Here is a 13,693-nt window from a genome sequence, read left to right on the forward strand (position 1 = left end):
GCCCACAACGCTGTCTATGCCGCACTGCAAAGGGGCAAGGCCCTCGAAAAAATGCTTTATCTCGAAGAAGGTTACCTCATGCCCATGGACGGTACGGGCTATTTCTCCTCGGATAAGCTTTTCTCTGATGCCTGCATGATGAAAGTGAGCTCTACCGGTAAAGTCACATACTACCTGCAAATGCTGGGGGCCGCCATCGTTCATCCGGAGCGGCGGGAAGTCATTCCCATGATTCCCGAGATCATATCGCGCCAGGACGGCACCGAAAAAAACGATTGCGAGATGAATGCCAGCAGGCGACTCATTGAACAATTGCGCCGGGAACACCCCCATCTCAAGATTGTCGTGACCCAGGACGCCATCAGCCCCAACGGTCCTTACATCCGTTTTCTCGGGGAAATGAACTGCCGTTTCATTCTCAATGTCAAAGAGACCGACCACGTCCACCTTTTCTCTCGCTTTGATGAGGCGATCAAGAAGGGCGAGGTGGCTGAGCTCATCTTGAATGAACCGGAAAAAGAGGACAGTTTCCACTACTTTCGGTGGGCGAACGGACTGCCCATTAACGCCTCCCATCAGGATGTTCTGGTAAATTTGCTCGAGTATTACGAGGTGAATGGCAACGAAGCGAAACGGTTCTGTTGGGTTACGGACATTCCCCTGCAAAAAGAGAATGTCTACCGAATCATGAGAGCCGGCCGTGCCCGGTGGAAAATCGAAAATGAGACCTTCAACACCCTCAAAAACCAGGGTTACAATTTCGAGCACAACTATGGGCTGGGCAAAGAGTACCTGAGCATGAACTTCGTAAAAATCATGATGCTCGCTTTCCTTGTGGATCAGGCCCAGCAACTGTGTTGCGCCCTGTTCCAGTCGGTGCTTAAGAAGCTTCGCACGAAGAAGCTCCTCTGGGACCGGATGCGGGCTCTTTTTTGCTGCTTTCAGCTTGATTCCATGGAAATGCTCTATCGGGCTCTCCTCTGTGGATTTGTGAAGAACGAGCCCATCATCATTTCCGATAGCTCCTGACAGGGCAGAAAATGTGCGACAAATTTACGATCAGTTCGGATTCCATGGCTTTCTCCCAGTGGCAGAGGGGAGACCTATTGCCATTTTTAAGCCCGATCTCAAGATTTCAGGGTATTTGACGACCCCATAGCATCAAATCGCCGTAACGACCTGCTTGCCGAGGGACCTACCGCGACAGATTTTGCCTCTTGCCACTGGGTAAGGTGCATTTTCGGTCAGAGCCGGGAATTGCTGGAGGATGGGTAGGCTTCCAGGTTCGACAAGGGCACTTTGAATTTCGAAATGGAATAAGTGCTGATGATATAGTCAAAATGCTTTTGATCAGGTTCTTCGGAGATCCACCCGAGTCCCGTCGCAGCCATGATTCTGCCGAAATCTCCGCTGTCCGCCATTCCGATGATCGGTTTCACATAGAGTATGCTCGCCATCATCGCAAACGCTAAGCACGCCGTAATGAATTCTATTTTCAAATATTTGATTGTACCCATGGAGCACCTCGGTAAAATTCAAGAACCCTTTCTGGGATGCGTGTTGACATGGCCGGAAAGAAAAGTGACTCATTGGACCGTGTGAGAGGAACACCTGCAAATGGGCAGATCCTTTATTACTCTTCATGAGGCTGAAAGGAATTGGGAGTCGACGGATTTGCCGAATTGAGACTGCAGATGCCTTTAGCTGCAATGATCAAAAGAAATATAAACATGACATAACTATAACGACCCTGGGTTTCTAAAATACTATGGAGACCTGTGCCGGAAAGCACTAAGAGCAGAATTGGAGAGTATTTGAAAATATCCCGGTCGTAAAATAGCTTTAAGCATCCGACAGCACTTAATAAAATTATCAGCAAATGAAAATATTGAGCTACGCCGCCAAGGAATCCCTCATGTGATACAATCCGAGATGTCAAACGATTATCGGCCAATTTCAGTGTACTACAGTAATAGCCAAATGTGCCATCCGCCCAGGTCAGCACAGATTTGTACGCCATTAATTTAAGCGCTTCCTTAGGGTTTGAAGTGATCCTTTGAAAGACTTCTTGCCGTGCATACTCGTTGGCTTGAACAAAAGTGGGGTACGAGAAATATTTTTCGGCATCTTCTTTGTTCCAATGGCCGGCTGCGGACACGTTTGTGCCAACCAACAGGTTGAACATACCCTGGCTCAATGGGGTGATGTGATAGACCATTGTCATTGCCAAAAGGTAAAGAGCATAAACAGCCAGAAAACTGGCCGTCAATCCTGACACAATTTTCAATTTCAGAATTTTCGAAGTGTTGCCTGAGAGCACGAGGAAGAAAATGGAGGCTGCGAGTGCAGAGATTAAGGCATAACGGACAATGAATGCGAGACCCAGAAAAACGGCACAAAAAACAACATTCCGTAAACGATGTTTTGCCGCCTCTTTCAAAAGAAAATAAAACGCAACCAAAGCCAGGAAAACCGCCAGGTGCTCCGAGGCAAGGACACCAGACATCATGATTTGGGTTGGCCATAATACAAAGAGTATTGTTGTAATCCTTGCCACCAATGGGGTAGAAATTTGATCGGCGAGTTTGTAAATCAGAGGCACGCAAGCCGCACCTAATAATAAATTGAAGAGTTTTCCAGTAAACAGACTATGTCCGACTAGAGAATACCATACTCCCAGGAAGAGAGGATACCCTCCTGCAGGGACCAGAACTTGTCTTGGTAGTGGTTGATTGATAGGTTCATATTTTGATAGCGAAGATGCAAGGGAGTCAAATGTTGCAAAGTCTGCGTGTGGTATGGAACGGACAGAGATAAGCCAGACGATGCGTGTCATGATGAATGCTGTGATGCACAAGACAAGAAATCGCTTCTCGTCCAGGCCTTCTATGAAAAATATTATGCTTCTTCCTGTCCACAACCATGCTACGACCAAAAAAGGAATTCCTGTAGTGAAATACCAAATATATGAATAGGTATTCCTTTGAATAGCAAAGAAAAAAACTACCAGAAAGAACCATCCCAAAAATAGAGAAAGAACACATATCAACGAATGGACATGGTTCCCCTGAATTCCTGTTGCTGATATAGTGTTTCCTTGCAACTCGTCGTGTTGTTCTCTATCTTCCAAAAGATCTCCAATCTAAAAATATTTTATATGCTACCTTTTCCAAGAATAAAATATAAACCTACAATTATAAATAGTATTCCTAATATGCCATATAAATTTAAAGGCTCTTTTAATATAAAAAATGATAATATATATACGAATACAAATGTTAAGGTGGTAAAGCCATAAACCATATTGAGCCTGGCGAATGATAAAGCATAAATCCACATAATAGTACTCAGTCCATAAAAACACAGCCCCGTGAATATGCTTACATTTATGAATTTGCTGATTGAATCTGCACGCTCCGCTCCTATTTTAAGCAATATTTGACCAAAACTGGCCAGTAATGAAGATGACAACAGCATCAGAAGTAATTTAATCTTCAAAGTTGAATTTTTCCTTTATGATAAAAAGGGGTCTTTTTTTGACTTCCATATATATCTTACCGATATACTCTCCCAATATGCCAAAAAAGATCAACTGGATCCCACCCAGGAAATAAACCGGCAGGACTGTAGAAGCCCATCCGGGGACTGATGCATGGCCCAGTGTCACAATCAAGACCCAGATGGATAGCAGGAGTGTGCCGATGAAGATCATGAATCCCAGTAAGGATGCGATGCGAAGGGGCACGGAACTGAAAGACGTGATCCCTTCGATGGCGAGGGAAATCATTTTCCTGAGAGGATATTTCGTTTCGCCCGCATAGCGTTTTTCCCGGTCGTACTCGACGATGGAGTAATTGAAGCCCATCAGAGGGATTATGCCTCGAATGAACCGATTGATTTCTTCATATTTTTTGAATTCCCGCAAGACCCTTTGGGATAGAAGCCTGCAGTCTCCATGGTTGTAGAAGCAGTTGACCCCCATGAACAGCATCAGTTTGTAAAAGGCGAGAGCCGTGGCTCGCTTGAAGAACGTGTCTGTTTTTCTCTCTTTGCGGACCCCATAGACGATCTCTGAGCCGGACCGGTAAGCCTGAATCATTTCTTCAATGACTTCCGGCGGGTCTTGTAAGTCGGCGTCCAGGGAAACCGCCGCATCCCCTGTTGCATGATAGAGACCCGCTGTGAGTGCTGCCTGGTGACCAAAGTTGTTGCTGAAGGATATGATTTTTATATTCTGATTTCGATTGGCCAATTCCTTCAATTTTTTTAGGGTAGAGTCTCTTGATCCGTCATTGACATAGATGATTTCGTAATGCGTGATGAGCGCAGTACGGATCCAGCCTTCCAGAAGCTGCTGCAGCCTCCTGTTTGTCTCCTCGATAACCTGCTCTTCATTATAACAGGGGATCACAATACTCAATTTCAATGATGTGTCCATGGGATAACGACCTCCAAAATGAATAAGCGCTTTCTGTCCTCTTCAGCCTTAAAAATCAAGTGGAATCCGATCGACGGATGGAACATTCCAAAATAGCCGTTCTTTTGTAATGGTGCATCTGGACTTGTTGTCCTGCAGAAGGATTCTCGTAAAATGAAATCACCGGCTCGTAAATCGGTGGAGCTCTCACTGCCGCAGATATTGATCGATACCGTTCACGCACCAGGAAAGTTGGTTCCTGACGGTATTCTCTAGAAGCTGATCGTTGACGGACAGGGAAGACAACGAGCAACGGGGATGGTACAAATGAAAGGCAAGTGCCGAAAATTTGATGTCCTGCCTCAGGACCCCGTTGTTCAACATTCGTGCGGCGAATTCACTGTCCTCCCGGCCCCACCCTTCGAAATCTTCGTTGAATCCATTCACCGAGAGGGCGTCCGACATCCAGAAGGAAAAATTGCAGGTCCGTATGCCCCGCAATCCCTTCCTCCGGCCGGAAAAGCATCGGGTCATAAACGGAGACCGCAAGGCGTTCTTCCTGTTCATGAGCCCGGGTTCAAAGGGGGAAAAATCCATTTGCCGCGTGCGGAGCACCTGGACTGTCTTCTCCTCCGTGATGAGTACACGGGAGCCTTGGGAAAAATGGCCGGGCTTGGCGGCAGCTTTGTGGTCTTGGACGAAATCCTTATGGAGGATCATGTCTCCATCCACCAGAAGAATGTAGTCTCCCTGCGCCCGGGCCATGGCCTTATTGCGGATCATGGCCGCGCGGAACCCCCGGTGGGATTGCCGGATGTGATGGATGGGGACGGGGGAGTCCTCCGCCAGGCGGTCCACACACCGCTTTGTTTCTTCCCCCGAGCCGTCGTCGGCGATGAGAATCTCCTCCGGGGGCCGCGTCTGCCGCAATGCGCTCAGGATGGAGAGCTCCAGGGCGTCAGGCCGGTCATAGGTGGTGATGATCAGGGAAATCTTCACTTCAGATCTTCTTCGTAAAGCATCATGTATTTATAGAACACCCCATTGGCATTGGATACGGAGATCAAAAGGCCTACGTAGCCATACAGAAAACCCTTCTGAAGGAAGTAGTTTTTCAGAAAACTGAAGCAGGCGTGTGAAACCGCCTTCAGCGGTGAGCTTTTCCTCCTGCCTCTGTTTTCAACGGCGAAAAGTTTTGCATAGCTTTGAGTCTTATCCAAGAAGTCCGAAGCACTGTGAAATGAAAAATGCTCGATGGCGTGGTTCAAGGGGATGATTTGGGATGTCCCGGCACTCACGATGCTGGCATGCACCAGGCAATCATTGTAGGAAGCATGGCGCCTGTTGTAGAGGCGCAGGACCCTGTCGGGATACCAGCCGCAGCATTTGATGTGCTTTTCGCGGTAAAAGTTTTTTCTTGGCAGGGAATAGATGCAATTTTCCTTCAGGGTCAATCGCTGGATCTCTTCCACTGCCTCCCGGGTCAGGACCTCGTCGCAGTCGATATTGAAAATCCAGTCGTGGGTTGCATGCCGCGCGGCAAGATTTTTCAGCTTCCCGATGCCCAGGAACTCCGATGTAAAAATCTTTACATTGGGAAATGCTGCCGCCATTTCCACCGTACGGTCGGTGGATTCGTTGTCCAGGACGATGACTTCATCGAATTCCCTGAGAGACGTCAAACACCGCTCAATATGCTTCTGACCGTTCTTGACGAGGATTGTCACGCTGATGGGGTGGGCCATCTTTCGACCTCCAATGAATGACATTGCCCGGCCTCACTGCAACCAGGACGGAATGCCCGATGAAACGGTTCGCCGGCGCACACGGCTTACGTGAAGGCTCCCGCGCGGCCGCAGTCTTTGTACAGAAAAGCGCTCAAGTAGACGAACACAATACAGGTGGAATGCCCCAGGAGGTAAGAATCGGTCATCATGGCCGTCATGAAAATGATGGGCAAAGCCAGTTTTGCATGTCTCGAAGGCCCTGAAGTGGACAGAGCGCACTTGATTTGAAAATAAAAGATGGACAGGAGTATCCATAACCCTGGAATGCCAAACTGGGCAAGCACCAGGAGATAATTGTTGTGGGGATTCACGGTGGTGACGACATCCGGTGTCTGGGACTGATTGATTTTATTATATTCACGAGGAAAATCGCCTGTTCCAACCCCAATGAGGAGGTTGTTTCTAATAATGTTCATTGTATTGACATAAAAAGTGATTCTGTCGTTCACATATTTGGAAGGTCTGTTCATTCTAAAAGTGGTAACTTCATCCACAACGGCATCCACCCGCGCCTTGAAAACAGAGCTCGTGTGGTAGATAGCGATGAACAATAAAGGTATCAATAATGCAGATATCAGTACCGATTTTAGTCTATTGGATTCGAAATACTGGAACAAAATGATCACTATAACGAGAAAGTAAAGCACCTGTCCTGTGCGTCCAATTGTTACAAACATATTAATGCTCATGCTTATGAAAAGAATGAGATACAATATAGAGTACAGTCTGGATTGATTTCCAAAAATCAGCCTGTTCAAAATAAAATAGATGCAGATCGCCAGCAATACATTATAGAAGACATGGCTCATTAGAGTGAATTGAATGACCTTCATTATATTGAGATACGAAATCAAATGCGCTAGCGTCATCGCAGCAATGAAGCCACTGATGTAATATTCCGAATCTTCTTCCTTCATGGCCGTCATCAGGATCGGGAGCATGAGAATTTTCCATTCCTTCCCGAGCATACGAAGCCCCCATTTCAAATCTTCCGTCCAGATGAGTCCCAGGGCATTCAAGAGGAAGAACGCAATAAATGCCAGGGCGACTTTGTTGTTTTTGATCTCTTCAAAGTGCTCTGTGAAATTTCCGCTGCAGCACCAGAGAAGGATGACGAGCAGGGCGACAAGGGTTCCACCCGACACCGAGAGAACCATCGCCAGACTGAGTGCGATCAAAAGGTATCGGTTGATGGTGGGGGCCTTAGACCAAACGGGCATGGCTGTCATCTGCATTTAAAGGTCCGCCTCCTTCTTCGCCTGGATGATGCCGAGGACACGTTCCACCGAAAGGTTCTCCATGCATCGCACCTTTCCACACGTTTTTCTCCGGTAGCAGGGGGAGCAGGGGATTTCCTCCCGGATGATGGTGTGCATCGGTCCGTATGGGCCGGTCCGGTGGGGATTGGTAGGGCCGAAAATGGCGAAAACCGGAACCTGCAGGGCCGCTGCGATGTGCATGGGACCCGTATCATTGGATACCACGAATCTTGCGTTGCGGATGACGGCAAAGAGCTCTTTCATGGATGTCTTGCCCGCCAGGGAAAGGGCTTTCCCCCGTGAGGCGGCTGCCACCCCCTCCGCCAGTGGAATGTCGCCTTTCGCTGCCACAACAACCGATGGGAGGGGCAGACGCGAGGCCAGTTCGCCGAAGCGGTCGGGAGGCCATCGTTTGACTTCCGTTCCCGCGGACGGGGCCAGAACCGCATATTCTGCCGGCAGGGATTCTACAAGGGGAGTTCGGGTTGGAAAGGGGGGCAGGGGGAAAACCAGAGGAGAGGACTCGCAGCCTAAAAAGGCGGCCACTTTCATGTACCTCTCGACGGCGTGGATCTCCTTTCCGCCCCGGACACGATGCGTGTAAAAAAAAGGACTGCCCTCCCGGGCTTCCCGAAAACCTATGCGGCAAGGCGCTCCTGTCGCCCACGCCATGAGGCCGCTCCGCAAAAGACCCTGCAGATCGATCACCAGGTCGAACCGCTCCCGCCGGAGCCCCCCTTGGAAATGCCTCAACTGAGCAAAGGTTTCCGGGAGCTTCGACAGCACCTTCCAGCGCTCCTTGTCGATGATCCACAGGCGCTGGATCATGGGGTGATCCTCGATCAGCCCCTGGAGCCCCCTCGCCACCACCCAGTGAATTTCAGCCTCCGGATAGCGCTGCCTGAGGGAATAGAGGAAGGGGAGACTGTGGACGATATCCCCAAGCGCGCTGGGCTTGATGACGAGAATTTTGGTGTGGGGAACATCCATGTGGAGCACCTTTTCATCCGCAGCTTGCGCAGATTGGATCGTGATTGAGGTAATGATTGGCCTAAGGTAGCTCACAAATAACAGGCGACCAGCACCGTAGGAGCGGCTTCCAGCCGCGACATCGGAGAATCCGCCGTGCGCGTGGTCGGGGCTGGAAGCCGCTCCTACAAAGCAAGCTACCCTTTAGGAGGTTTTTTGTATGGTGTTGTCTAAGATACTGCTTTCGTTGAGTTTATCCCTTTCGTGTCATCTGTGGGCCTGGATCTGCCTCGGCCATGGCTGATAGGGTCGCGTTTTCCACCTTCTGTGGACCCAGAACCATTGTTCGGGGTTTCTCCGCACGTACGCTTCAATCACCCGGTTGAACCTGGCCGTGTTTTCTTCGATATCCATGGTGGTGTCGCCCGTCCTGACAATGGGGATTTCAGGCTCGATGATCAGTTCGTACCGCCCGTCCGGTCGGCGGACATTGTAAGCGGGGAGAACGGGAGCACCCGTGCGCAGGGCCAGCACGGCCAGGGCCTTGTTGGTTCCCGCCAGTTCGTTGAAAAACGGCACAAAGACCGCGTCGTACCAGTCCGTGTTCTGATCGATGAGGAGGGCGACAATCTCTCCCTTCCGGAGCAGCCGCAGCACCTGCCGCACCGATCCCCGTTTCTGGATGGTCTTGTTGCCGGCCTGGCAGCGCATCTGGCCCACCATGCGATCGAAAAACGGGTTGTCGAGAGGGCGCACCACGATATTGAAGGGCAAATAGCGCATGGAAAATCCCACCGCCATGAGCTCCCAGTTGCCGAAATGCGATGTCACGACAAGCAGGCCCTGTTTCTTTTCCAAAGCGGCCTGCAGATGCTCTCCTCCCCGAAAGGTGGCGAACTGATCCAGGTTGTCGTGGTTCAGGGCCCGGACGTAGGGGATTTCCATCACGACCCGGGCCAGGTGGTCAAACACCTCCCGACAGATTTCTTGACGCCTCCCTTCGTCCAACTCGTCCCCAAAAGCCATTTTCAGATTTTCCAGGGCAATCTTACGATGGCGCTTGTCCATGCGGTACCAGAGCCGTCCCAGCGCGGCTGCTATCCTGCGGTTCGTCTCGCGGGGCATGCGGGCCATTCGGTCCAGGATGCGCTCCAAAATGCGCTCGGCGATGCTTTTCTTTGAATTCACATTAGATCCTGACTTTTCGCCATTATTTCCAGAACCATCACCTCGCGAAAGCGGCATGACTTCAATCTGCCCGCCCTCGCATCTTTGAAATGTCGGCGAAGGGCTCGCCCGAAGCTTCCATGTGGGAAAACTGCAGGTGGTAAAGGCGATGATATTCCCCATTCCTTTGGAGCAAATCCTCGTGACAGCCCTGTTCCACAATCTTGCCATCGACCAGGGCGACGATGAGATCGGCGTGCATGATGGTGGAAAGGCGATGGGCGATGACCAGCGTCGTGCGCCCTGCCATGAGGTTCTCCAGTGCTTTTTGTACTTCCAGTTCCGATTCGCTGTCAAGGGACGAGGTGGCCTCGTCCAGAATGAGAATGGGCGCATTCTTGAGCAGGGCGCGCGCGATGCAGAGCCTTTGCCGTTCACCGCCCGAAAGAAGTGTTCCCTGTTCTCCCACAGAGGTGTCGAACCCCTGGGGCATCTTCATGATGAAATCGTAGGCGTTGGCGGCCTTGGCCGCGGCGGTGATCTCCTCTTCGCTCTTGTGAATGCTTCCGTAGGCGATGTTGCTGCGCACCGAGTCATTGAAGAGGATGGATTGCTGCGTCACGATCCCGATTTGCGAGCGCAGGGAAGCGAGGGTGACATCCCGGATATCGATACCGTCGATGAGAATCGCTCCCTCCGTGACTTCGTAGAAACGGGGGATGAGATTGACCAGGGTCGTCTTGCCCGATCCGCTCACCCCCACAAGGGCGACGATCTTGCCTGCCGGGACTTCCAGGGAAATGTCCTGCAGGACGGGTTCCTCTCCGTAGCGGAAGTGAACATGCTGCAATTGAATGCCCTGCCGAATGGGAGGCAGGATACGAGCGTCGGGTTTGTCCTGGATCTCCGGCTCCGTATCGAGAATGTCGAAAACCCGGTATGCCGCGGCGACTCCCTGTTGCAGCGTGTTGTTCATATTGCTGAGGCGTTTCACCGGTTCGTAAAGCATCAGGAGGGCCGCCATGAAAGAGAAGAAGCTTCCTGGTGTGGAAACCCCCATGATGACGTTGTAGCCTCCGTACCAGATGATGAAAACGATGCCCAGGCCTCCCAGGAGCTCCATCACAGGGGAGGAGAGGGCCCTGACGGAAACGGACTTCATCATGTAGTCCAGGAACTTCTGGTTCTCCCTCCCAAAGCGTGCTCTCTCGTAATCCTCCATGCCGAAGGCCTTCACGATGCGTGCGCCTCCCAGGGTTTCGTGGAGGATGACCGAGAGGTCGCCGATGGACTGCTGGCTCTTGCGGCTGAAGCGGCGCAGCATGCGTCCGAATTTGATGATGGGGTAAAATGCGAAGGGCAGAATGATGACGGCCATGGAGGCCAGCTTCCAGTCGCGGTAGAAAATGACGCCCACAAGGCCCACGATGCTGAAGGAGTCCTTCAGGAGTCCTGTGACGGCGTCGGAAACAGCCCCCTGAATCTGCGCCACGTCATTGGTGATGCGCGACATGAGGGTGCCTGTGGGGGTCCGGTCGAAGAAGGAAAGGGAGAGCGACTGAATGTGATCGTAGATCTGCTGGCGCAGCCTGGCGATGATGTGCTGGCCCACCGCATTCATGAGATAGGAATTTCCCCAGGCGCAAACTCCCTTCAGGATGAACATGAACAGTACCACCGCGGAGAGGATTTTCAGCATGTCCATCTGCTTGTTCATGAAAATATCGTCCAGCACCGGTTTGATGAGATAGGCGGATGCCGCTGTGCAGGCCGCGATGCCCATCATGCAGACCATGGCCAGAGCCAGCCGGTTCCGGTGGGGTTTGACATATTGAAACATGCGTCTATAGATGTTCATGAATCTTGTTGCCTTTTCAAAAGCCGGCGCACCGCATCCAGAACATCGTCCACCTGGATGGCCTCCATGCAGCGGTGATCCGAGGGGCATTGTCGTTTGAGGCAGGGAGCGCACTCAACAGGCTTGCGCACCAGCTGGAAGTGCGAACAGAGCGGAGATGTCGTCGTGGAATCCGTTGGCCCGAACAGGGCCACGATGGGAACGGAATAGGCGGCCGCCACATGCATGGGACCGGAGTCATTGGTCACCAGGCACGCGCATTGGGAGAGGAGTGCCATCATCTCACGCACGGACGTTTTTCCGATGAGGTTGAGGGCCCTGGATTGCATGGCCGCCTCGATGTCCCGCCCCAGTTCCCGCTCTGCAGGCCCTCCCGTGAGAAGGATGCGGGCTCCGTATTCCCGGGCGAGAGCATCCCCCACGGCGGCAAAGCGCCCGGGGAGCCAGCGTTTGGCGGAGCCATAGGCTGCACCTGGATTGATGGCCATCCAGCGCCCGTCTTCCAACCAGGTTCGAGCCCGCTCTAGTTCTTCCTCCGTGGAAAAAAGCTTCAGGTGCCCATCTCCTCCGGAAATATTGAGTTTTTTTAATAAATTCAGGTAATACTCCGTATGGTGCAGTGCACGTTCCCTTCTCCCCAGGGGAATGCCGTGTGTGAGCAGAAAGCCGCGGCCGTCCGTCCGGTATCCCGCCCGGCGGGGGATCCCGGAGAGAAATGCAATGACCGCTGCTTCCAGTGCATTTTGAAAGAGAAGAGCCAGATCGAAGCGTTCATGACGCAGCGTGGAGGCAAGCCGCCATAACCCCTTTGCTCCGCGGTGGATTCCTTTCTTGTCGTAAATCACCACACGGTCGCAGGAGGGATGCGGAGAAAAGAGCTCCGAAACAAGGGGGGAGGCCAAAACGACCAGCTCGGACCGGGGAAAAGCCGCCCGGACGGCTCCCATGGCGGGAGTCGTCATGACGGCGTCCCCGATCCAGTTGGTGGAACGGATCAAAATCTTATGGATATTATTTGTGTCTAGGGCTGCAGCAGAAGCCATTTACCCTTTTCAACCTTTACCATGACCATGGAATCCGTTCCCAGCCCGTTGTGATCCTCCGCAGACAGGTTGTAAATGCCGCTGATGCCCACGTAACCCCGAGTCTGCTCGATGGCCGCGCGCAGGGCTTCAGGATCGGTTCCCACCTGTCGCATGGCGCCGGCCAGGAGATAGATGGCATCCCAGGCATACCCTGAGTGTGTATTGATGGGGTACTGCTGATCGTAGTGATAGGTGTTCGTATAAAGAGCGACGAATTCTTTGATGACGGCTTTTTGAGGATCGGTCTCCGGGAGCTGGTCCACCACCATGAGCTTCGTGGAGGGCATGATGCTTCCCTCGGCGGCTACACCCGCAAGCTCAATATACTTGGGATCGGGCTGCCCATGGCACTGATAGAGGGGAATGGTAAGCCCCAATTGCTTGACGTTCTTGGCCACGCGGGCTCCCGCCGGGCCGATGGTCCAGCAGATGACGGCCTGGGCGCCGCTGGCTTTGATCTTGACCAGCTGCGGGGTCATGTCCGTATCCGTCACCCCAAACGCTTCTTCAGCGACAATTTCCAGGCTAAACTGAGGGGCCAGGTCCTTCAGAGCATTGAGCCCGTCTTTGCCGAACCCGTCTGTAGCAGTCAGCAGAGCGATCTTAGTGATCTTTTGAGCCTGAAGCGTTTCATATGTCTTTTTCACTGCCACGGCCGTGCGTTGAGGCGTCTTGAATGTCCAGCGGAACGGGCCGAATTTTCCACCGGCGATCACGGGGTCTCCCCCGATGGTCATGACAATGGGAATATGGGCGGTGTCTTCAATGTAGGATTTGACCGCCATCCCTTCATCCGTTCGCGTGGGGCCGATGAGGGCGATGACCTTTTCCTTCTCCACAAGGCGCTTGGCTTCCATGAGCGCTTTGGTGGGATCGCTTTCCGTGTCGCCCACTACCAGTTCGATGGGGCGTTTATGGATTCCGCCCTCTTTGTTGATCTTGTCCACAACCATCTGAGCGACGAGCTTGGTGGGAGTTCCAATGGTGGCGGCGGGACCGGAGAGGGCGAAAAACGCTCCGATTTTGATGGGCTCCTCGGCCGCCGACGGAGGCGGCAGGCACCAGGGGAGCAGCACCAACAATCCCACGAGACTGATCCAACGCGCCCTCAGTAGAAGTCTGTTCATCATTGCTTTCCTCCTCATTTTGGG

Annotated in this window: 12 protein-coding genes; 1 reads left to right on the forward strand and 11 read right to left on the reverse strand. The window is 52.1% G+C overall.

Annotated elements, in window-relative coordinates:
- Positions 1 to 1,029: hypothetical protein (locus MWC30_RS13185; protein WP_244084658.1), on the forward strand; the 1,029-nt coding region annotated here is incomplete at its 5' end.
- Positions 1,030 to 1,244: 215 nt separating this feature from the next.
- On the opposite strand, the gene MWC30_RS13190 is transcribed toward MWC30_RS13185, so the two are convergent.
- From MWC30_RS13190 to MWC30_RS13240, 11 genes are all read right to left on the reverse strand, one after another.
- On the reverse strand, positions 1,245 to 1,517 hold the full coding sequence (locus tag MWC30_RS13190) for a hypothetical protein (protein WP_244084659.1): 273 nt from the start codon (positions 1,515 to 1,517) through the stop codon (positions 1,245 to 1,247).
- A gap of 116 nt (positions 1,518 to 1,633) precedes the next feature.
- Positions 1,634 to 3,130, reverse strand: coding sequence for a glycosyltransferase family 39 protein (locus MWC30_RS13195; RefSeq protein WP_244084660.1), 1,497 nt, complete (start codon positions 3,128 to 3,130; stop codon positions 1,634 to 1,636).
- A gap of 357 nt (positions 3,131 to 3,487) precedes the next feature.
- Positions 3,488 to 4,438, reverse strand: a complete 951-nt coding sequence (locus MWC30_RS13200; RefSeq protein ID WP_244084661.1) for a glycosyltransferase family 2 protein — start codon at positions 4,436 to 4,438, stop codon at positions 3,488 to 3,490.
- A 186-nt stretch (positions 4,439 to 4,624) separates the two neighbouring features.
- Positions 4,625 to 5,416 (reverse strand): glycosyltransferase family 2 protein, encoded by a 792-nt coding sequence (locus MWC30_RS13205; RefSeq protein ID WP_244084662.1) that lies wholly within the window; start codon positions 5,414 to 5,416, stop codon positions 4,625 to 4,627.
- On the reverse strand, positions 5,413 to 6,162 hold the full coding sequence (locus MWC30_RS13210) for a glycosyltransferase family 2 protein (RefSeq protein WP_244084663.1): 750 nt from the start codon (positions 6,160 to 6,162) through the stop codon (positions 5,413 to 5,415). The genes MWC30_RS13205 and MWC30_RS13210 overlap by 4 nt, the downstream gene beginning before the upstream one ends.
- A gap of 86 nt (positions 6,163 to 6,248) precedes the next feature.
- Positions 6,249 to 7,439: an O-antigen ligase gene (locus MWC30_RS13215; RefSeq protein WP_244084664.1), complete on the reverse strand. Its 1,191-nt coding sequence runs from the start codon at positions 7,437 to 7,439 to the stop codon at positions 6,249 to 6,251.
- Positions 7,440 to 8,453 (reverse strand): lipopolysaccharide heptosyltransferase I, encoded by a 1,014-nt coding sequence (gene waaC / locus MWC30_RS13220; protein ID WP_244084665.1) that lies wholly within the window; start codon positions 8,451 to 8,453, stop codon positions 7,440 to 7,442. It lies immediately after the preceding gene.
- Positions 8,454 to 8,699: 246 nt separating this feature from the next.
- Complete coding sequence (locus MWC30_RS13225) at positions 8,700 to 9,620, reverse strand: lysophospholipid acyltransferase family protein (protein ID WP_244084666.1); 921 nt, start codon at positions 9,618 to 9,620, stop codon at positions 8,700 to 8,702.
- A gap of 61 nt (positions 9,621 to 9,681) precedes the next feature.
- Positions 9,682 to 11,457 carry a lipid A export permease/ATP-binding protein MsbA gene (gene msbA, locus MWC30_RS13230; RefSeq protein WP_244084667.1) on the reverse strand — a complete coding sequence of 592 codons (1,776 nt, stop codon included), beginning with the start codon at positions 11,455 to 11,457 and terminating at the stop codon, positions 9,682 to 9,684.
- The gene (gene waaF / locus MWC30_RS13235; protein ID WP_244084668.1) at positions 11,454 to 12,500 is read right to left on the reverse strand and encodes a lipopolysaccharide heptosyltransferase II; all 1,047 of its coding nucleotides are present in this window, start codon (positions 12,498 to 12,500) and stop codon (positions 11,454 to 11,456) included. Before waaF ends, msbA begins: the two co-directional genes overlap by 4 nt.
- Positions 12,479 to 13,672, reverse strand: coding sequence for an ABC transporter substrate-binding protein (locus tag MWC30_RS13240; protein WP_244084669.1), 1,194 nt, complete (start codon positions 13,670 to 13,672; stop codon positions 12,479 to 12,481). Before MWC30_RS13240 ends, waaF begins: the two co-directional genes overlap by 22 nt.
- Positions 13,673 to 13,693 lie beyond the last annotated feature (21 nt).

The organism is Desulforhabdus sp. TSK, from assembly GCF_022836495.1.
Classification (GTDB): Bacteria; Desulfobacterota; Syntrophobacteria; order Syntrophobacterales; family Syntrophobacteraceae; genus Desulforhabdus.